Source organism: Collinsella sp. SGI.095 (assembly GCF_050314535.1).
Lineage (GTDB): Bacteria > Actinomycetota > Coriobacteriia > Coriobacteriales > Coriobacteriaceae > Collinsella.
The window spans coordinates 1-20,712 of the sequence record NZ_JBNPNG010000019.1 but is presented as its reverse complement, the minus strand read 5'-3'; the positions used below and the strand labels follow the sequence as shown (position 1 = coordinate 20,712).

Here is a 20,712-nt window from a genome sequence, read left to right as displayed (position 1 = left end):
CAATTCCGCCGATTTTCACCTTCACGCATATAAAGGAGTTCCGCCATGCGCGACAAGCTCGAAAAGATCATCAAGGCCTACGAGGAGCTCGAGAAGAAGCTTTCCGACCCGGCCGTCGCCTCCGACATCAAGGAGTTCACGCGTCTCAACAAGGAGTACGCGCACCAGTCCGACCTCATTGCCGCTGCGCGCGAGTACATCGGCGCGCTCGACGACATCGAGGCTGCCAAAGAAATGCTCCGTGACACTACCGATGCCGACGAGAAGGAGATGCTCCAGATGGACATCTCCGAGAACGAGGACAAGCTTCCCCAGCTTGAGGAAGACATCAAGTACATGCTCATCCCGAGTGACCCCAATGACGACAAGAACACCATCGTCGAGATCCGCTCCGCCGCAGGTGGCGACGAGGCGGCCATTTTCGCCGGTGACCTGTACAAGATGTACCAACGCTTCTGCGAGTCGCGTGGCTGGAAGACCACCGTGCTCGACTCCAGCCCCAGCGAGGCCGGCGGTTTTAAGTCCATCGAGTTCAAGGTCGAGGGCGACCGTGTCTACTCCGTCATGAAGTTCGAGTCCGGCGTGCACCGTGTCCAGCGCGTTCCCAAGACCGAGTCCCAGGGCCGCATCCAGACCTCCACGGCAACTGTCGCCGTGCTTCCCGAGGCCGAGGAGATCGACGTTCAGATCAACCAGTCCGACCTGCGCATCGATACCTACTGTGCCTCCGGTCCTGGCGGTCAGTGCGTTAACACCACCTACTCCGCCGTGCGCATTACCCACCTGCCCACCAATACCGTGGTGCAGTCGCAGGAGCAGCGTTCCCAGATTCAAAACCGCGAGGTCTGCATGCAGATGCTGCGTGCCCGTCTGTACGAGATGGAACTCGAGAAGCAGCAGGCCGAGCTCGGCGCCGAGCGCCAGAGCCAGATTGGCCACGGTAACCGTTCCGAGAAGATCCGTACTTACAACCAGCCCCAGGACCGCGTGACCGATCACCGTATCGGTTTCAACTCCACCTACAACGGCGTCCTTCTGGGCGACCAACTCGGTGCCGTCATCGAGGCGCTTGCCGCCGCCGAGCGTGCCGAGAAGCTGGCACAGGCCGTATAAGTTACGGCGTTTTACCAAACGCCGTAACGGCTCGACGCTGCGCGGGCCGCACCTGTACAATCTGACGTTCAACTTCAAGGGCGCGACCAGAAGGTCAGCGCCCTTTCGTTCCACGTCACCTTGTCTCAAATGCGACCCGCTCGCTGTCCGTCCTCTACCTGCGGCGGGTAGTCATTGGGGACTTATGCTCAACCTGCGGCGCCTCAGAGGTAGTCATTGGGGACGTTCTTAAATGACTAGGTTGGGTAAATTACTTTTCGAGTTTATTTAATCTACTTTGTTGGAAATTAAGCTGCCTACCTACTCAAAGTAATTAACAGCCTTCATCTGCAATTGAAAATATTGCTCGAAATATCGTCCAAGAAGTCGCGGGGCCCTTTTTGGTGCGTCGCACGTCAAGTGATTTGGCAAGTTCTTGGTTAGATATTGGTTAGTTTTGGGGCAACCTTGCCAAAAGCTTGACGAATGCAAATCTAGACGTCGGCGAATGAACACTTTGAGCGAGCCCGGTGCAAAATTCTGGGCTGATTCTCGATAATCGCTTCCAATCGTCTCTCGCCGCGTGCCGCCCTCGCGTACAATCTGCTCCGACATTCGCGCGCCGCCCGGCGCTTAAGAGGGGAGGACCCATGGCAAACGAGATCTGGACCATCAGGCGTTGTCTCGAGTGGACCAAGGAGTACCTAGCCGAGCGCGGCGAAGAGCACCCCCGTCTTTCTGCCGAGTGGCTGTTGTGCGCAGCCACGGGCCTAGCGCGCATCGACTTATATATGCGTATGGACGACACGCTCGATGCAGCGCAGCTCGAGACCATGCACGCGGCGGTTGTCCGTCGCGCCAAGGGCGAGCCGCTGCAGTACATCACCGGCAGCACGCAGTTCCGCATGATCGACGTCGCGTGCGCCCCCGGCGTGCTCATTCCACGTCCCGAGACCGAGATGCTCGTCGAGGAAGTCCTCAATTATCTGGATGCCGAGGTTCTGAGCCCCGAAGCTGCCACCCGCCAGCGCGTAGAGTTGCCATGGAACGACGAGGTCGAGCAGGCGCGTAAAGCCGAAGCCGCATTGGCTGACGAACGCGCGACTGCCGAGCGCCGTGCCGCCAACCTCACGGCTGCCGATGAGGCGGCGTTGGGCGGAGACGTGCTGGGCAGCCGAGCTTATGCCGAGGAGCTGGCCGATCGTGAGGCCGAGGAAGCCGCCGCGCAGGCAGCTGAGGCCGAGACCGCGGAAGTCGCTGAGCCCGAGCTCGACGAATACGGCATTGCCATCGAAGGCGTCGACCAAGAGACGGCCCTAGTGCAGGATGCCGCCGCGTCTGTGCCTGCCGACCCCCGCATTGCCCGCGTTCTCGAGGTCGGCTGCGGCACGGGCTGCATCTCGCTCTCCCTTGCTTGGGAGCGTCGCGGCCATGTCGCCTGCACCGCTACCGATATCGAGCCGCGCGCCATCGACCTGGCCACCAAAAACCGCGATGCACTCGGGCTGACGTCCGATGAGGTCGCCTTCAGCCTCACGAACCTGGTGAGCTCTATCCCCCGCGAGGAGTGGGGCACCTTTGACGTGCTCGTTTCCAACCCGCCTTATATCCCGACTGACGTCATGCGCTCGCTGCCGCACGAGGTCAAGGACTTTGAGCCCGATTTGGCGCTCGAGGGCGGCGCCGATGGCCTTGATATCTTCCGCCGCCTGCTCAATGCGGCGCCCTATATGCTGCGCGCCGGCGGCCTGTTTGCCTGCGAGCTCTATGAGGGTGCCCTCGACGCCGCGGCCGAGCTCTGCCGCCAGGCGGGTCTTTCGGACGTACGCATCGTCCGTGACCTCACCGATCGTCCCCGCATCGTTCGAGCTATCGTCACCGAGCCCAAACAACGTCAGTAAAGTACGAAGCGTATTGGCGGCGCGGCGGCGGGAGCGCTGCGCCGGAAATGTAAAGAGGCTTGTCACGGCTCAATTACCCCTCACTTTCACCGACTGCTATAGCCGCTCACCAAACCAACATGCGCTGTGGACAAATAGGTTAAACGTTTCGTGCGAGAATGCCCCTCAGTAAACAAACTTTCACCAGAGCGTAAGGGGCTGGCATACACATGCAGACGGTCTATCGGGTATTCGAGGGAGCGCGCGAGCCGCATCGGCTCGCCGTCGAGCGTACGGCCGAGGTGCTCGGCCGTGGCGGCCTGGCCCTGATCCCAACCGAGACCGTCTATGGCGTCGCTGTGGCAGTCAACGCCTTCTCGGACGCCGTGCCCCAAGATACAAGCGAATCTCTGCCGTGGCCGCGCGATCCGCAGGCTGCCGTCAACGGCGCCGCGGTGCCCGCGCTCGGTACCGGCTACCGCCGCATCTTTACCCTCAAGCAGCGTGAGCTCACCCAAACGGTCGCCTGGCTGGTCGATGATGCCGAGGCCCTCGACCGCTACGGCGTGGATATCCCAGAAGAGGCACGCATACTTGCCCGACGATGCTGGCCGGGCGCCCTGACTATTGTGGTCAAGGCGGCTCCCTGCGTGCCGACCTTTATGCGTGCCGCCGACGACACGGTGGCTCTTCGCGCGTCGGCCTCGCCCGTGGTACAGGCGCTCATTCGCACCTGTGGCAGCCCACTTGCCTGTACGAGCGCCAATACACACGGCGCGCCCGCGCCGGCAAGCTTTGCCGACGTTGAAGACCGCATTCTAGAAGGGGTCGACGTGGCCGTCGACGCGGGCGAGACGCCGTGCCGCGACGCTTCGACCATCGTGTCGTTCCAGCACGGCGGGCTCCAGATCCTGCGCCAAGGCGCACTTCCCGCGTCAGAGATTGAGCGGGTCCTGTCCGACCCGATGCATAGAAAGGTGTAAGCGATGTCGTTGAATCTGGGCAGCCTGGGCATGGAAGATGCCTCGTTTGACTTTGGCGGTTCCTACATCATGGCGCTCGACTGCGGCACCACCTCGGTACTTGCGACCATCGTCGACGAGTACGGCTGCATTGTCGCCCAAGCGCGCCGCAGCGTCAAAACCAGCTTCCCGCGTCCCGGCTGGGTGGAGCAAGACCCCATGGCGGTCCTTGCCAGCCAGATTGCGGTCATGATGGAGGTTCAGTTTAAGAGCGGGATTCATTCCGATCGCATCGCCGCCATCGGTATCTCCAATCAGCGTGAGACCACGGTGGTCTGGGACCGCGTGAGCGGCCAGCCCATCTATAACGCCATCGTATGGCAGTGCCGTCGCACCGCGTCTCTGATCGATAATTTGGTTGAGCAGGGCGCAGAAGAGCTGGTGCGCTCCCGCACGGGGCTTACGCTCGACCCGTATTTCTCGGCCTCCAAGGTGCAGTGGATTCTCGACAACGTCGACGGCGCACGCGAGAGCGCGGCGGCGGGCGACCTCATGTTCGGCACCATCGACACCTGGCTCATCTACAACCTCACCGGCAGCCAGGTCTTTGCCACCGACTACACCAATGCCAGCCGCACGGCACTCTTTAATATCCATACGCTCGATTGGGACGACGACCTGCTGGCGCTCTTTGACGTTCCGCGTTCCATGATGCCCGAGGTTCGCTGGAGCTCGGGCGACTACGGCCGCGTCGCGAGCGACATCATGACCAACATGCCACCCATCATGGGCGTGGCGGGCGACCAGCAGGCGTCGCTGTTCGGCCACTGCTGTTTCCATCCCGGCCAGACCAAAAACACCTATGGTACTGGTTGCTTTATGCTCATGAACACCGGCGACGAGGTCGTCGAATCCAAGAACGGTCTGGTCTCCACCATCGGTATCGCCGCGGACGGCAAGGTCAGCTACGCACTCGAGGGTTCCATCTTTGCCGCCGGCTCCACCATGAACTGGCTTCGCAACAACATGGGCATCATCTCGAGCGTGAGCGAGTCTGCACAACTCGCCGCTTCGATTAACGACAACGAGGGCTGCTACTTCGTTCCCGCCTTTGCGGGTTTGGGCGCTCCCTGGTGGGACCCGCGTGCCCGCGGTATCGTGTGCGGTCTGACCGGCGCCTCGAGCCGTGCGACCATCGTACGTGCCGCCTGCGAATCCATGGCATATCAGAGCTACGACGTGCTGCGCGCCATGGAGCAGGACGTGGGGCTTTCGATCGAACGCCTGTCTGTCGATGGCGGCGCGTCGCGCAACGAGTTCATCATGCAATTCCAGGCCGACCTGCTGGATATCCCCGTGCTGCAATGCGAGACGGTGGAGACCACGGCAATCGGTGCCGCGTACTTGGCGGGCCTTGCCGTCGGCTATTGGGAAGACCTAGAAGAGCTGGAGCAAAATGCCCAGATCGTTAGGACCTTCCTTCCCCACATGTCCGCCGAGCGCCGCGAGCAAAACCTTGCGGGCTGGCGCGATGCGGTCAAGCGCTCGCTCAATACCGCACAGTAGGGCTGCGATGGGATGCGCGATACAACAAACCGCTAAACTGATGCATGGCGTGCAGCGGCAACATTGCTGCGCGCCTTGTCAGCAAGGCCATTTTGTGGCCGCAACGAAAGGGGAAAGACCCATGACCGTTACCTACGATGCGTCCCGTGTGACGCTTGTCGATCATCCGCTCGTCCAGCACAAGCTGTCGATCCTGCGCGACAAAAACACCGGCACCAATCAGTTCCGCCAGCTCGTGCGCGAACTCGCGCTTTTTGACGGCTACGAGGCCATGCGCGACCTGCCTATGGAAGACGTCGAGGTCGAGACCCCCATCACTACCGCCACGTTCAAACAGCTCGCCGGCAAGAAACTCGCCATCGTGCCCATCCTGCGTGCGGGCCTTGGCATGGTCGACGGCATCCTCGACCTGGTGCCCTCCGCTCGCGTGGGACACATCGGTATGGAGCGCGACGAGGTTACTCACGAACCGCATGAGTATTACTGCAAAATGCCCAAGGATATCGACCAGCGCATCTGCCTGGTTGTCGACCCCATGCTCGCCACGGGCGGTTCGGCCGAGATGGCCATCAGCTACCTGCGCGAGCGCGGTGTCAAGGACATCCGCATGCTGTGCATCGTCGCGGCCCCCGAGGGCCTCAAGTCGCTGACCGAGAAGGACCCAGATGTGCATATCTACACCTGTGCCATCGACGACCATCTTAACGAGGCTGCCTACATCGTTCCCGGCCTCGGCGACGCCGGCGACCGCATCTACGGCACGCTCTAGTCGCTGGGCTAAGACGGCCGCGGCTGCAAATACGAAGAAACGGTGCGCGCGGACGAACAAAAGTCGACCGCGCGCACTCCTGTTAACGGACGTTTTGCCCTGCAGGGTTCGAGAAAAACGTATTACCGTACCTGCGGCATAAAGAAGGTCTTAAGAAAACGAACAGGTGCGTATTAACCGATGCTTTTTCGGTTGTACTTTAGCGATTGGCTCGTACAATAGTCACCAATGTTTGGCGGGAACTGTTCTGTGAAGCGTTAAAAAAGAAAGTGAGGACGCCAGTGTTTCAGATAGCCGATCTGCTCGCTATCGTTGCAGGCGCCATCGCGGGCGCGGTCGCCTTTCTTCCCTTTGTTTTTACGCTCAAGCCGGTTCTTGACGATAAACAGAATGCGGACATGCTCAAGGGTATGGTGAGTCTGGCGGTCTCGGCAATCGCCCTGCTTGTCTTTACCTTGGTTGTGTTTGTGTTGTTCGGAGAGGCATTTCGCATGTTCCTCCTGGGCGAGGCGATCGGCTTCGTGGCCTTTATGGCCGCCTGCACGGTTCGTGTCGCCAAGGCGCTGCGAGATCCTCATGAGGTCGAAAGGTAAGTCGTGGAAATTTTTGAAAAGCTGCCTGATGAGATTAATCATCTGGTCAGCGAGTTCAGCTCCACCCCTGTCGTGGGCGATCTGGGCTGCGGCATCACGCAGTACTCGTTTTGGCTGATCGTCTCCACGATCGTGCTCCTGATCGTCCTGGCCGTGTTCAAGAAGAAACAGACCCTGGTTCCCAAGGGCTTCTTCGTCAACGGTTTCGAGTACATCATCGAGTACGTCGAGAACGATATCGGCAAGGGCGTCGTGGGTGAGAACTGGAAGAAGCACTTCCCGTTCCTGTGCTCGCTTTTCCTGTTCATCCTGATCAATAACATGATCGGCCTGATTCCGGGAATGAAGCCCGGCACCGGCGCAATCGGCTCCACCGCCGCGCTCGCCATCTTCGCCTTCGTGTACTTCATCTACTACGGATGCAAGGCTCACGGCGTGATCGGCTACATCAAGAGCCTCGCCCCGCAGGGCGTGAGCTTCCCGATGAATGTGCTTGTGTGGGTCGTCGAGCTTTTCTCGACCTTCCTGCGCCTCATCACGCTTGCCGTCCGTCTGTTCTGCAACATGTTCGCAGGACACGTGGTCATGGGCTCATTCGCCATCATGGCGAGCATGTTCATGCAGCCGTTGCTTCAGCAGGTTTCCGCGGCCCACGCCGTCGGCGCCCTGCCTTCGCTGGCCTGGCTTGCCATCCTCATCCTGATCTATGCGATCGAGCTCGTGGTCGGCGCCATCCAGGCTTACGTCTTCACGGTCCTTACCGCCGTGTATGTCTCCGAGGCAGAGGAGGTCGCGGAGGAGGAGTAGTCTTCCGTTCGCGCCTTAAAGGTAAGGCAATTCGTTAAACCGCCGGTGCCCGTACCCATGGAGCCCGGCAGTTATAAAAAGGTTATCCTGCGTGAAATAAGACACGCACGACAAAGGAGGAATCGTGGGAGTTATCGGTTACGGTCTCGGTGTTATCGGCGCTGGTCTTGCTATCGGCCTGTCTGCTCTGGGTGCTACGGGTGCTATGGCCCGTCAACCTGAGGTCCAGGGCCGCGTGTTCACCGTCTTCATCATGGGCTCCGCCTTCGGCGAGGCTCTGGCTCTGATCGGCTTCGTTGTCGCGCTGATCGTTAAATAGCACGGAGCGTCAAGTATGAATCTTTCATCCCAGAAGAGCGCGATCGCACTCTCCGCGTCCGCGGCCGCGCTGCTTATGCCGGTTTCCGCGTTCGCCGAGGACGGCGCTGCCGGTGCGGACATCCTCATCCCTAAGATGGCGGAGTTCATCCCGGCGCTTATCGCCTTCCTGATTATCTGGATCGTGCTGGCCAAGGTCGCCCTGCCGGGCATCATGAAGACCATGGAGGAGCGCGGCAAGAAGATCGAGGAGAGCCTCGACGAGGCCGAGAAGACCAAGCAGGAGGCTATCGCCAAGCGCGCTGAGTCCGACTCGATCGTTACCGACGCCCGTCGTCAGGCTGCCGACATTGTTCTCGAGGCCCGTAAGGACGCCGAGTCCGAGCGCGCCCGTATCATCGAGGCTGCTCACAAGGAGGCCGAGGAGATCATCGCTAAGGCCCATACGACCGTCGAGGACGAGCGCAAGTCCATCTATGCCGGTGCCGCGAGCTCCATCGCCGACCTGTCCGTTGCCGTCGCCACCAAGATCGTGGGCGAGGCACTCGAGGACGAGGCCGGGCAGAAGAAGCTCATCGAGCGCTACATCCAGGAAGCAGGTAGCCTGAATGCCGACTAGCCGCTATCAGGACAAGGTGCTCGAGACCTACGCGCGCTCCCTCATGGAAGCCGCCAAGGCCGAGAACCATGTGTTCGAGGACCTCGAGATGATCGAGCGCCTGGCTTCCGCCAGCCCCGAGATCGTCGCCGTGCTCGACACCATGTCCAAGCGCGACCAGCTCGACCTTCTTCCCAAGGTGGCAGCTGCCTTTAAGCATGTTGCCGAGGAAGACGAGGATGTAGTGGGCGTGACCGTCACCACGGCGATCCCGCTCGACGACGAGCTGCGTCAAACCATCACTAAGAAATGCGAGCAGGACTTCGGCCGCAAGGTATTCCTTATCGAGCAGGTCGATCCGTCTATCGTGGGCGGCCTGGTGCTCGAGGCCCGCGGCGAGCGTCGTGACATTTCCGTCAAGACGCAGCTGCGCATCGCGCAGGAGACCCTCGCAAACTCTGCTAATTCGTACGGAGGTGAAGCCTAATGTCCGAAACCCTCAATGCCCAGGATATCGCCAAGAAACTGCAGGAGCAGCTCACGAACCTCTCCGCGACGGTCGATACGCATGAGGTTTCAACGGTCGACGAGGTAGGCGACGGCATTGCGCGCGTCTCCGGCCTCAAGAGCGCCATGGCAGGCGAGCTTCTGGAGTTCAAGAGCTCCGATACCGGTGAGACCGTCTTCGGCCTTGCCCAGAACCTTGACCGTGACGAGGTCGGCGCCGTTCTGTTTGGTGCCGTCGACTCCATCAAGGAAGGCGACGAGTGCCGCACCACTGGCCGCATTATGGATATCCCCGTGAGCCGTGCCATGCTCGGCCGCGTCGTCAATCCGCTCGGCCAGCCCATCGACGGTTTGGGTGACATTGTCGCCACGCACCGTCGTCCTATCGAGTTCAAGGCCCCCGGTGTCATCGACCGTACCCCGGTATGCGAGCCGGTTCAGACTGGCCTGTTGGCTATCGACTCCATGGTGCCTATCGGCCGCGGCCAGCGCGAGCTTATCATCGGCGACCGTAAGACCGGTAAGACCGCTATCGCCATCGACGCTATCCTCAACCAGCGTGGCAAGGGCATGGTCTGCATCTACGTCGCTATCGGCCAGAAGGCTTCCACGGTTGCCAACATCCGCGAGACCCTCGCTCAGCACGGCGCGCTCGACTACACCATCATCGTTTCGGCCACCGCTGCCGATTCCGCCCCTATGCAGTACATCGCGCCTATGGCCGGTGCCGCTATCGGCGAGTTCTTCATGTACAACGGCGAGGACGGCAAGCCCGCCAGCGAGACCAACCCCGGCGGCCATGTGCTTGTCATCTACGACGACCTGTCCAAGCAGGCTGTGGCCTACCGTCAGATGTCGCTGACGCTGCATCGTCCGCCCGGACGCGAGGCCTATCCTGGCGACATCTTCTACCTGCACTCTCGTCTGCTCGAGCGTGCCGTCAAGATGTCCAAGAAGAACGGTTACGGCTCCATGACGGCTCTGCCGATCATCGAGACCCAGGACGGCGACGTCTCGGCCTACATTCCGACCAACGTCATTTCCATTACCGATGGTCAGATCTACCTGCAGTCCGAGCTCTTCTTCCAGGGTCAGCGCCCGGCAGTCGACGTGGGCATCTCCGTGTCCCGCGTCGGTGGCGACGCACAGACCAAGGCTATGAAGCAGGTCGCCGGCAACCTCCGTCTGGACCTCGCTTCGTACCAGGAGCTCGCCGGCTTTACGCAGTTCGGCTCCGACCTCGACGAGGCCACGCAAAAGCAGCTTACCCACGGCGCTCGCATGACTGAGCTCCTTAAGCAGTCGCGCTACAAACCGTTTGAGGTTGGCGAGCAGATTGCAGTTCTGTTTGCAGGCAACGAGGGCTTCCTCGACGATCTCGAGATTGCCGACGTGCTGCCTTTCCGCGCCGAGCTTATCGAGTACCTGGACAACGGCTTTGGTTCGCTGCTCGACAAGGTTCGCGCCAAGAAGATCGACGATGACACCAAGGCTGAGCTCCTGCGCGTCATCGGCGACTTTAAGCAGCAGTTCATGGCCAAGCACCATGCCGATACGACTGGATCAGAGGAGAACTAAGCCCTATGGCCAACCTTCGCGACATTAAGAAGCGAATCTCCTCGGTTACCACGACCAAGCAGATCACGCGCACGATGGAGATGGTCTCTACGGCCAAAATCCGTCGTGCCCTCGATCGCTCCAAGCAGGCCGAGCCCTATAAGGAGGCGCTGACCGACGTCATGTTGACGGTCGCCGGCGACGCCTCCTGTTCGGGCACCGATCCCATGCTGCAGAAGCATGAGAGCGTCAAGCATGGCCTGATCATCGTCATCGCCTCGGACCGCGGCCTTGCCGGCGGTTTCAATACGACGGTGGAGCGCACGGCCGAAAAGCTCGCCGCTTCTTGGGCGAACGACGGCATCGAGTGCGAGATCATCGCGTGTGGGCGCAAACCGGCCACGTATTTCCGTGACCGCGCAAACGTCATCATGCACTTTGAGGGCAACTCCTCTGAGCCCGATTTCAATCAGGCCCGCATGATCTCCTCTCATATCTGCGATGCGTATCGTGCCGGTGAGCTTGACCGTGTCGAGCTTATCTACCACCACGCCAAGAACCGCGTGGATCAGGAGCTTCGCGTCGAGCACTTGCTGCCGCTCGATCCCGAGATGATCGCTATGGCCCACGGTCCGCGTAAGAACGAGACCGACGCCCCTAAGCGTATCTCGTCCACATTCGAGTTCGTGCCCTCTCCCGAGCATGTTCTCGGCAAGCTTGTACCGTCGTATATCCTGACGGTCATCTACCAGGCCTTGATCGATTCGGCTGCCGCCGAGCAGGGTGCACGCCGCAAGGCGATGCACTCCGCGACGGAAAACGCCACCGCGATCATCTCGACCCTTACCCGCACGTATAGTCGCGTGCGTCAGGCTTCGATCACGACCGAGATTAACGAGATCGTCGGCGGAGCCTCAGCATTGGAGGAACAGTAATGGCTAATAACACCGTAAAGCTTGCGGTCGAGGAAGCCACCAAGAAGACGACTGCCGGTGATGGTCGCATCGTGCGTATTATCGGTCCTGTCGTCGACGTCAAGTTTGACGGCGCGGTGCCCCCGATCTACAACGCGCTCACGGTCGAGGCCGAGACCCCGATCGGTCACCTGAGCACGATCCTCGAGGTCGAGAGCCAGCTTCCGGGCGGCGTCGTCCGCACGGTCGCCATGTCCTCGACCGACGGCCTGCAGCGCGGCCTCATCGCCACCGATACCGGTGAGCCCATGAAGATGCCCGTTGGCCCCAAGACACTCGGTCGCATCTGGAACGTCATGGGCAAGCCCGTCGACGGCAAGCCCATGCCCGAGGTGGAGGAGTTCTATCCCATCCACCATGCAGCGCCCCGCTTTGACGAGCTTACTACCAAGACCGAGATTTTCGAGACCGGCATTAAGGCCGTCGACCTGCTCGAGCCCTACATCCGTGGCGGCAAAACTGGTCTGTTCGGTGGCGCCGGCGTCGGCAAGACCGTTCTGATTCAGGAGCTCATCAACAACCTCGCTCAGGAGCACGGTGGCACCTCGGTGTTTACCGGCGTCGGCGAGCGTACCCGTGAGGGTACCGACCTTTATCTCGAGATGAGCGAGTCGGGCGTTATCGACAAGACCTGCTTGGTCTATGGTCAGATGAACGAGCCGCCTGGAGCGCGTCTGCGCATCGGTCTGGCCGGCCTTACCACCGCCGAGTACTTCCGCGATCGTGGTCAGGACGTTCTGCTGTTCATCGATAACATCTTCCGCTTCTCCCAAGCCGGTTCCGAGGTTTCCGCCCTTCTGGGTCGTATGCCGTCCGCCGTTGGCTACCAGCCCACGCTGGCTACCGAGATGGGCGACCTTCAGGAGCGCATCACCTCGACCAAGACGGGCTCCATCACCTCCGTTCAGGCTGTCTACGTCCCCGCAGACGACCTGACCGACCCGGCTCCCGCCACGACGTTTACGCACCTCGATGCCACTACGGTTCTTTCGCGTAGCATTTCGTCGCTCGGCTTGTTCCCGGCCATCGACCCGCTCGCGTCTTCCTCCGACGCCCTCGATCCCTCGATCGTCGGCGAGGAGCACTACCGTGTCGCCGTTAAGGTCCAGGAGCTCCTGCAGGAGTACTCCGACCTTCAGGACATCATCGCCATTCTGGGTATGGACGAGCTGTCCGAGGAGCAGCGCCTTACGGTCAACCGCGCTCGTAAGATTCAGCAGTTCCTCTCGCAGTCCTTCCACGTCGCCGAGAAGTTCACCGGCAACCCCGGTGTCTACGTTCGCGTCGAGGATACCGTCCGCTCCTTCGCCGAGATTGTCGACGGCAAGGCCGATGACCTGCCCGAGCAGGCTTTCCGCTATGCTTCCACGATTGAGGACGTGCGCGAGCGTGCCCGCAAGATGGGGGAGAAGTAGGTTATGCGTATCCGCATCGTGTGCCCCGTGAGCTGCGCCTATGAGGGCGACGCTGCGTTTGTGTCGATTCCGTCCACGGATGGCGAGTTTGGCGTTCTGCCTGCTCACTCCAGCGAGATCTGCACGATCGACCGCGGTTACGTTCGCGTCTCCGATAAGGCCATGGGCACTGTCGACCACACGTTTGCCGTGGCCGGCGGCTATGCCCAGGTTGCGGACGATGTCGTGACCGTTCTCGCCGAGCGCGCTTGCGATTTGGCGACCGTCGATGCCGACAAGCTTAAAGCTGATATTCAAGGTTTTGAAGAGAAGCTGGGCAATTTGTCGGAGGATGATGCACGCCGCGCCTACCTCTATAATGAAATCGCATGGTGTAAGCTCATGCTTGCCCAATAGTCAAACGATTTGGCGTTCGACCATTTGCGAACACATCATGCCCGGGGTGGCCCAGCCATCCCGGGCATGCTTTTTGAAAGGGTAGACCTTGGATATTATCCGTGTTGAAGGTGGCCACACCATCGGAGGCTCCGTGCCCGTTTCGGGTGCAAAGAACTCTGCACTCAAACTCATGGCGGCAACGCTTCTGGCACCGGGGAAGACGACGCTGCAGAACGTGCCCGATATCTCGGATGTCCATGTTATGGGCAAGGTGCTCAAGGGTATGGGCGCCAAGATTGACGTTCTCGATGAGCATACGCTCGAGATCGACACTTCTCAGGTTGATTCCTGGGAGGCTCCCTACGAGCTTGTCGCCAAGATGCGCGCCTCCACGGCCGTGATGGGTCCCCTGCTGGGCCGTTTCCATCGTGCCAAGATTGCCATGCCGGGTGGCTGCAATCTGGGTGCCCGTAAGATCGACATGCACATCTTGGGTCTTGAGGCGCTGGGCGTAGAATTCGACACTGCACACGGTTACATCAATGCCAACGCTCCTCAGGGGTTGCGTGGTACCACGGTTACGCTCGAATTTGCCAGCGTCGGCGCTACCGAGAACCTCATCATGGCGGCCGTGCGCTCAAAAGGCACTACGGTTATCGATAATGCGGCTCGCGAGCCCGAGATCGTCGACCTTGCCAACATGCTCAACGAGATGGGCGCCAAGATTGTTGGCGCCGGCACGCCCGTCGTGACCATCGAAGGTGTGGACGAGTTGCATCCCGTTACCCATCGCGTGGTGGGTGACCGCATCGAGGCCGGCACCTTTATCGTTGCCGGTGCCCTGATGGCCGATGACCGCGGTGTCGACGTTACGGGCTTTTGCCCCATTCACTTGGGCATGGTGCTCAAGAAGATGGAGCTCATGGGTATCGAGTGTGAGCGAATCGAGAATGGCGTTCACGTGAGTCGTGTCGAGCGCATCAGGCCGGTCGATATTCAGACACTTCCGTTCCCGGGCTTCCCGACAGACATGCAGGCGCAGATCATGGTGCTTTCCGCTCTTGCTGATGGCAGCTCTGTGATTACCGAGAATATCTTCGAGAACCGCTTTATGTTCGCGTCGGAGCTGGTCCGTATGGGCGCGGATATCCGCATCGAAAGCCATCACGCCATGATTCATGGCGTCAAGGGGTTCTCGGGTGCACAGGTTACCTCGCCTGATCTGCGCGGCGGCGCCGCGCTCGTCGTTGCTGGCCTTATCGCCGACGGCGTTACCGAGGTCTCGGCCATTCATCACATCAAACGTGGCTATGAGCAGTTTGTCGAAAAACTGCAGGCACTTGGTGCAAACGTCGAGCACGCCACTGTTCCCGATCCCGTCATCTACTAATGCAGGTTGCCTATGTTTAATAATAAGAAGCCCTTAGCGGATACTCGAAGACCTTCAACCGGCGCACAGGCCAAGATCTACAGTCGCGATAATGTTGCACGCTACTCCGAGCGCGCTCGTCAGCGCCGCCGCGGCCAGACAATCCGTCGCGTTGCGCTTATCGCCGTGCTTGGCGTGCTGTTGAGCGCTACGACTGCCGCCGGGCTGTGGTTCGCCAACATTATGGGCAAGCTTGGCGATTCCAATGTCATTACCGACAATCTGCGCCATATCTTGGTGGATACCAATGAGGCCAAGGATCCGTTCTACGTGCTTCTTTTGGGTACCGATGGTCGTCCGGGCGAGGACACGTATCGCTCCGATTCAATTATCTTGGCGCGCATCGACCCTACGCAAAAGCAGGCTACGCTTATATCCATTCCACGTGATACCAAGGTTGTCTATAACGGCGAAACCATGAAGATCAACGCCTGCCATACCTATGGCGGTGCCGAGGCCATGGTTCAAGCGGTCAATGAGCTGTGCGGCGTGCAGATTTCCCACTATGCCGAGGTTAGCTTTGACGGTATGCAATCACTGATTGACTCTGTGGGCGGTATCGACATCAACGCCACCGACGATGTCGATGACCCCGAGCATCTGGACATTAAGATTACGGCAGGCCAGCAGCACATGGACGGTGCTACCGCGCTCACCTATGCCCGTTGCCGCTATACCTATGCCGACGGCGACTATACGCGCATGCGTCACCAACGCCAGGTGCTTGGTGCCCTTGCCAACCAGATTCTCAACAACTTTGATGCTACGAAGGTCTTCGACCTGGTTAATTCGCTGTCCGATATGCTTGTGACCGATATGAGCGTTCAGGACATCGTGTCTACGGTCAATGCTATGCGCGGCATGGATGTCGATGGCATCTATTCGGCGAATCTGCCTTCCTACGCAGATGAAACCACCATGATCGACGGCCAGAGCTATGTCTTTGTCTACGAGGACGAGCTTAAGGAGATGATGGCGCGCGTCGATGCCGGCAAGGATCCTAAGGGACCAAACACCATGGGCCTATCCGACGGAACCAGCTCCACAATCGGTGATTTGAGCAACCATACTTCTGACGATTACGCCTACGGTACGGCCGGTTCGTCGGAAAGCTCGGGCGATTCGAGCTATTCGGACGATTCGAGCTATTCGGACGATTCGGATTACAGCTCATATTATTACGAGGAGCCCACTGGCGACGGCAACGGTTACGAAGCCAACTACTAGGGTTGCGCGGGCTTGCCAGTCCGCGCAACGGCTCGACGTTGCGCGCCGCCCAGAGCGACAATTTGTCATTCAAAAGGCAGGGCATGACCAGAATCAATGTCCTGCCTTTTTCATGCCAACTTGTTCGCCCTGGACGTCGCTCGCTGACGTTGATTCAACCAGCGATGCCGACTACTCCCCTTGCACCAAAAAATCGCCCCGTTCTCGGTTTTGAGGACGGGGCGATTTTGCTTACCTAGATTATTCGAGTTCCTTATGCGAAGCGGGCGACGAGCTCCTGGAGGACGTCGGTCATCTTAACGAGCGAGCTGACCGGAACAAACTCATTGACGCCGTGGTAGCAGTAGCCGCCCGTCGAAAGGTTGGGACAGGGCAGGCCGCGGAACGACAGCTGTGCACCGTCGGTGCCGCCGCGAATCGGCAGCACCTGGGGCTCAACATCGCAGGCAAGGAAGGATTCCTTAGCGACATCGATCAGCTCTGGGTAGTCGCGGACAATCTCGGCCATGTTACGGTACTGGTGCTTGATCTCGACCGTTACGCGCTCCTCGCCCAGACGCTGGTTGAGCAGCGCGGCGGCAGCATCCATCAGATCGAGCTTCTGCTGGAACTTGGCGGCATCGTGATCACGGACGATATAGCGCGCCGTGGCATGGTCGACTGTGGCAGAAACGCCCTCGAGGTGATAGAAGCCCTCGTAGCCCTCGGTGTATTCCGGACGCTGCACGTAGGGGAGCAGGGCATTGAAGTCGCAGAACAGATTGCCCGCGTTAACCATGCGGCCCTTGGCGTCGCCGGGGTGAATGGACTGGCCCTCAAAGCTAACGGTAGCCTCGGCGGCGTTGAAGCACTCCCACTCAAGCTCGCCAACCGGACCGCCGTCGACTGTGTAGGCATACTTACAGCCAAAGTCCTCGATATCCAACAGCTCGGCACCGTGGCCGATTTCCTCGTCCGGGCAGAAACAAATACCAAGCGTGGGGTGGGGCAGGCTGGGGTCCTGTGCAATGCGTGCGACGAGCGCCATAATCTCGGCGACACCGGCCTTATCGTCGGCGCCCAGCAGCGTGGTGCCGTCGGTGCAAACCAGGTCCTCGCCCAAAAGGTTGTTGAGGGCGGGGAGCTTGGCGGTGCTCATGGATACGGGCTTGCCGTCGACGATGCCGCAAACCAGGTCGCCGCCCTCGTAGTGCACGATGTGCGGCGCTACGCCGGCGCCCGGTGCGACCTCGGTGGTGTCGAGGTGCGCGATCAGGCCCAGGGCGGGCTTATTCTCGGAGCCGGCGCTCGCGGGAATGTGAGCGCAGACATAGGCGTTTTCGGTTACATGGGCATCGGTTGCACCAAGCTCGCGCAATTCCTCGGCAAGCACATTGGCAAGATCAAACTGGACGGTGCTCGACGGAACCTGGTCACAGTTGGCATCCTCGGACTGTGTGTTGATCTGGACGTAGCGCAAAAAACGCTCGAGTACGTCGGGGTTCGTGGTGGTGTTTTCCATAGAGACCGCTCCAATCTTGGTTGTCGTGTGCAACAAGAACTCTAGCACGGTATGCCGCGGCATACCGCGACGCTTGGATGGGGTAGAATCAGCCATTGAATGCAGAAGGGACGGATGTTCATGGATACGACAAATAGCTCGCGCGAGCTACATCTAACGGTGGCGAACGAAGACTACTTGGAGTGCATGGTTCGCATCGAAAGCGAGGATGGGGAGACTAATGGCGTGCGGTCGGTCGATATCGCACAGCGCCTTGGCGTTTCGAAGGCATCGGTCAACAAGGCGGTTTCGGCTCTCAAGGCATCCGAACTTGTCGAGCAGTCTCACTACGGCAAGGTTATCCTGACCAACCGTGGGCGCGAGGTCGGTTTGGCTATCTGGTATCGCCATCGCCTGATTCGCACATTTTTGGTCCAGGAGCTCGGCGTCGACTTTGAGCGCGCCGATGCCGAGGCCTGCATGATGGAGCACGCGCTTTCCGAGGACACAATGGTCCGTTGGCTCGCCTATCTCGAAAAGCAGGGAATCAGCATCGAGGAATAGCGAAACATATATATGGATACGAGTTATTACAATCGCTTCGGCGGCGAGGAGCTTATGCGCCGACTTGCCAGCGAGACGCTGCTGGCACAGGGTCCGATGGGCAGCGTGCTGCTGAGTGAATACGGTGCCGCCGATATTCCGCCGGCATTTTGGAACCTCGCCGAACCGCAGACGGTTTCTCGCATCCACCGACTGTATGCCGCCGCTGGTGCACAGGTGCTTATTACCAATACGTTCCAGGCATCGGGTTTTGCGCTCGATCGCGATGAAATCGCTCCATCTATGGCAGAGGTCAATCGCGGGGCGGTCGACGATGCCCGCCAGGCAAATCCCCAGCTATTGCTGGGGTCCATGGGACCTATTGCGATTGAGTGGTTTGTCGAGGATTCTTCCGAGTATCGAGAGATTCGCGCAAATGCTCGCGAGCAGGCGTCCGCCCTGCTCAACGCCGGCGTCGACGGGATTCTGGTCGAGACGATCACGTCTATCCGCAATCTGCAGCCCGTGCTCGCCGGTGCCCATGATGCCGCTGATGGCATGCCCGTTCTGGTGAGCTTTGCTATTGATGACAAGGGCGACCTGCTGGGTGATGGCCTAAATATCGAAGGTGCCATCTTGTATGCCGAGAAGCACGGTGCGAGCTCGGTTGGGGTCAATTGCTGCACCCTGACAGCGGCTACCGCTGCGGTACCAAGAATGGTCAAGATAGCCACGACGCCCGTTACTGTACGTCCCCATGCGGGAAATCCGGTCCAAACGCAAGATGGGCCCGTGTGGCACGAGGACCCCGAAGCTTTCGCGCGCGTATGCGTCGAGTGGAAGCGGGCTGGCGCCGCAATGGTTGGTGGCTGTTGCGGAACCACGGCGATCACGACGGCTGCTATGGCAGACGCGCTCGATATATAGAGTCCTAAGAAAAGCACATTCGAATTACCGCCCCAACCGGGGCGGTTTTTTTGTCTATATGCGCCCTCGACGGCTTTTGCCTAAACGGTGAATGCGTGCGCCGGCGGCTTGCCGGGCGCTCGTTGCGGGTATACCACCTGCGTACCATGATCCAAACACTGCGAGGTGTCTGCGTGTGTGCGCGATAATTCATTTTGGAACTGATGGCTGGCGCGCTCGCGTCGGCGAGGATTTTAACGCTGACAATGTTGCCCGTATCGCTGATGCCGCCGGCGAGCTCTGGCAAAAGACATATCCCGGCAAGACGGTATATATCGGGTATGACACCCGTCCCCGGGCGCGCGAGTTTGCAGAACTTGCAGCTGGCGTGCTTGCGGCCCATGGCCTTGATGCCGTGCTCGCGGCCCGTTTTGTACCCACGCCTGCCATCACGTGGGCTGCCGCATACGATGGCGAGGCGTGCGGGGCGCTCATGGTGACCGGTTCACATCATCCGCAGGGCTATCTCTGTCTCAAACTGCGCATGGGCGATGGTTCCACGGCAAACCAGGACGTCATCGAAGAGCTCGAGGCAACGATGGCCGCCGAACCTCTGGGGCTCGAGGAGCAGTATCGCACGGCGGATATCATTCCCGACTATATGCGAGCGGTAGCATCGTTTGTCGATGCCGATGCCATTCGTGCCGCTCGTCTGCGCGTGGTGGTCGACCCCATGGGGGGAGCGGCTCAAGGTTATCTTGCCGATTTGCTGCGCGAGCTGGGTGTTGAGGTCCATGAGATTCATGCGGGGCAAGCATCGGATTGGAGGGATATCTGTCCCGATCCCGTAGAGCCGTGGGTGGATGCCTGCGAGCGTGCAGTTATCGAAGACGGCGCGTGTGCCGGCCTGGTGACCGATGGCGATGCTGACCGTATTGGCGCGGTCGACGAGCGCGGTAGATATATACATCCGCATCAGATCATGGCGCTCGTAATGGGCGAATTGGTTCAGTTTCGCAATTTGAAGGGGCGAGTCGTCGTCAATCTATCGTGCTCGACGCTTGTGCGTCGTGTTGCCGAGGCGCTCGGTTGCCGCGTGACCGTAAAACCGGTTGGCTTCAAATATATAGCCGCCGAGATGAAAAAAGACGGGGTGCTTATGGGCGGTGAGGAGGCCGGTGGCATCGGCATTGCCGCGCATATGCCCGAGCGTGACGGCATCCTCGCTTGCCTACTCCTGTGTGAGCTCATGGCAAAGACGGGGGCTTCGCTGGGCGTGCTGGTCGATCAGCTCGAGGCGAGTTTTGGAAAAACAAGTTATGGCCGTCGAGATTTACGACTTGAGGCAGAAGATGCCGAGTCGCTGCGCACGCTGCTTCCCGGTGTGAATCCCAAGTCGATTTGCGGCAAGGCGCCGCAGAGCGTAAGTCACATGGACGGCTTGCGTTTGGCATTTGAGGATGATACCTGGCTGTTGGTTCGCCCGAGTGGCACTGAGCCGGTGGTGCGAGTGTACGCCGAGGGCTTTTCGGTGGAGGAGCGCGATGAGTTGCTTGATGCCGGCTGCGCTTTGGCTCGGGGCGCATATCGGCTCTAGCCATGGGGCTGCTCAATATAAAGATATGCTCGGCGAGTGGTAGGTAACGACTGGCAAGCGTCAACTGCGGGTATAAATGTGTAGGAGTTGTGTGCAACCAGATTCCCGCCCCCG

20 protein-coding genes are annotated in these 20,712 nt (G+C 59.9%); 19 read left to right on the top strand and 1 reads right to left on the bottom strand.

Annotated elements, in window-relative coordinates:
* The first annotated feature begins 45 nt into the window (after positions 1–45).
* From prfA to ACQRCA_RS07170, 16 genes are all read left to right on the top strand, one after another.
* Positions 46–1,113: a peptide chain release factor 1 gene (gene prfA, locus ACQRCA_RS07245; protein WP_154518366.1), complete on the top strand. Its 1,068-nt coding sequence runs from the start codon at positions 46–48 to the stop codon at positions 1,111–1,113.
* 629 nt (positions 1,114–1,742) lie between these two features.
* Positions 1,743–2,993 (top strand): N5-glutamine methyltransferase family protein, encoded by a 1,251-nt coding sequence (locus tag ACQRCA_RS07240; protein WP_427719702.1) that lies wholly within the window; start codon positions 1,743–1,745, stop codon positions 2,991–2,993.
* 209 nt (positions 2,994–3,202) lie between these two features.
* Complete coding sequence (locus ACQRCA_RS07235; RefSeq protein ID WP_427719701.1) at positions 3,203–3,955, top strand: L-threonylcarbamoyladenylate synthase; 753 nt, start codon at positions 3,203–3,205, stop codon at positions 3,953–3,955.
* 3 nt (positions 3,956–3,958) lie between these two features.
* The gene (gene glpK / locus ACQRCA_RS07230) at positions 3,959–5,500 is read left to right on the top strand and encodes a glycerol kinase GlpK (RefSeq protein ID WP_427719700.1); all 1,542 of its coding nucleotides are present in this window, start codon (positions 3,959–3,961) and stop codon (positions 5,498–5,500) included.
* Positions 5,501–5,621: 121 nt separating this feature from the next.
* Complete coding sequence (gene upp, locus ACQRCA_RS07225) at positions 5,622–6,269, top strand: uracil phosphoribosyltransferase (RefSeq protein ID WP_040359658.1); 648 nt, start codon at positions 5,622–5,624, stop codon at positions 6,267–6,269.
* Positions 6,270–6,550: 281 nt separating this feature from the next.
* A complete protein-coding gene (locus tag ACQRCA_RS07220; protein WP_055286330.1) occupies positions 6,551–6,862 on the top strand; it encodes a hypothetical protein in 312 nt (103 codons plus the stop codon).
* Positions 6,863–6,865: 3 nt separating this feature from the next.
* Positions 6,866–7,669: a F0F1 ATP synthase subunit A gene (atpB, locus tag ACQRCA_RS07215; RefSeq protein WP_195234836.1), complete on the top strand. Its 804-nt coding sequence runs from the start codon at positions 6,866–6,868 to the stop codon at positions 7,667–7,669.
* 124 nt (positions 7,670–7,793) lie between these two features.
* Entirely contained in the window at positions 7,794–7,988 is a 195-nt protein-coding gene (locus ACQRCA_RS07210) for an ATP synthase subunit C (protein ID WP_022094262.1), read from the top strand.
* A gap of 15 nt (positions 7,989–8,003) precedes the next feature.
* Positions 8,004–8,606, top strand: a complete 603-nt coding sequence (gene atpF / locus ACQRCA_RS07205) for a F0F1 ATP synthase subunit B (RefSeq protein ID WP_118081621.1) — start codon at positions 8,004–8,006, stop codon at positions 8,604–8,606.
* Positions 8,596–9,072, top strand: a complete 477-nt coding sequence (locus ACQRCA_RS07200) for a F0F1 ATP synthase subunit delta (protein WP_427719699.1) — start codon at positions 8,596–8,598, stop codon at positions 9,070–9,072. Before atpF ends, ACQRCA_RS07200 begins: the two co-directional genes overlap by 11 nt.
* On the top strand, positions 9,072–10,670 hold the full coding sequence (gene atpA, locus ACQRCA_RS07195; protein WP_427719698.1) for a F0F1 ATP synthase subunit alpha: 1,599 nt from the start codon (positions 9,072–9,074) through the stop codon (positions 10,668–10,670). The genes ACQRCA_RS07200 and atpA overlap by 1 nt, the downstream gene beginning before the upstream one ends.
* 5 nt (positions 10,671–10,675) lie before the next feature.
* A complete protein-coding gene (atpG, locus tag ACQRCA_RS07190) occupies positions 10,676–11,584 on the top strand; it encodes an ATP synthase F1 subunit gamma (RefSeq protein WP_427719697.1) in 909 nt (302 codons plus the stop codon).
* Positions 11,584–13,038, top strand: coding sequence for a F0F1 ATP synthase subunit beta (gene atpD, locus ACQRCA_RS07185; protein ID WP_055286334.1), 1,455 nt, complete (start codon positions 11,584–11,586; stop codon positions 13,036–13,038). Before atpG ends, atpD begins: the two co-directional genes overlap by 1 nt.
* 3 nt (positions 13,039–13,041) lie before the next feature.
* Positions 13,042–13,434 (top strand): ATP synthase F1 subunit epsilon, encoded by a 393-nt coding sequence (gene atpC, locus ACQRCA_RS07180; RefSeq protein ID WP_154518384.1) that lies wholly within the window; start codon positions 13,042–13,044, stop codon positions 13,432–13,434.
* An 88-nt stretch (positions 13,435–13,522) separates the two neighbouring features.
* Positions 13,523–14,806, top strand: a complete 1,284-nt coding sequence (gene murA, locus ACQRCA_RS07175) for a UDP-N-acetylglucosamine 1-carboxyvinyltransferase (RefSeq protein WP_427719696.1) — start codon at positions 13,523–13,525, stop codon at positions 14,804–14,806.
* 12 nt (positions 14,807–14,818) lie between these two features.
* Positions 14,819–16,072: an LCP family protein gene (locus ACQRCA_RS07170; RefSeq protein WP_154518390.1), complete on the top strand. Its 1,254-nt coding sequence runs from the start codon at positions 14,819–14,821 to the stop codon at positions 16,070–16,072.
* Between the two features lie 253 nt (positions 16,073–16,325).
* Here ACQRCA_RS07170 and pepT read toward each other — a convergent pair whose 3' ends face one another.
* On the bottom strand, positions 16,326–17,573 hold the full coding sequence (gene pepT / locus ACQRCA_RS07165; RefSeq protein WP_427719695.1) for a peptidase T: 1,248 nt from the start codon (positions 17,571–17,573) through the stop codon (positions 16,326–16,328).
* 120 nt (positions 17,574–17,693) lie between these two features.
* On the opposite strand from pepT, the gene ACQRCA_RS07160 reads away from it, so the two are divergent.
* From ACQRCA_RS07160 to ACQRCA_RS07150, 3 genes are all read left to right on the top strand, one after another.
* Positions 17,694–18,116, top strand: a complete 423-nt coding sequence (locus tag ACQRCA_RS07160; protein WP_154518396.1) for a metal-dependent transcriptional regulator — start codon at positions 17,694–17,696, stop codon at positions 18,114–18,116.
* 12 nt (positions 18,117–18,128) lie between these two features.
* Entirely contained in the window at positions 18,129–19,022 is an 894-nt protein-coding gene (locus tag ACQRCA_RS07155) for a homocysteine S-methyltransferase family protein (RefSeq protein ID WP_427719694.1), read from the top strand.
* 175 nt (positions 19,023–19,197) lie between these two features.
* Entirely contained in the window at positions 19,198–20,598 is a 1,401-nt protein-coding gene (locus ACQRCA_RS07150) for a phosphoglucomutase/phosphomannomutase family protein (protein ID WP_427719693.1), read from the top strand.
* Positions 20,599–20,712 lie beyond the last annotated feature (114 nt).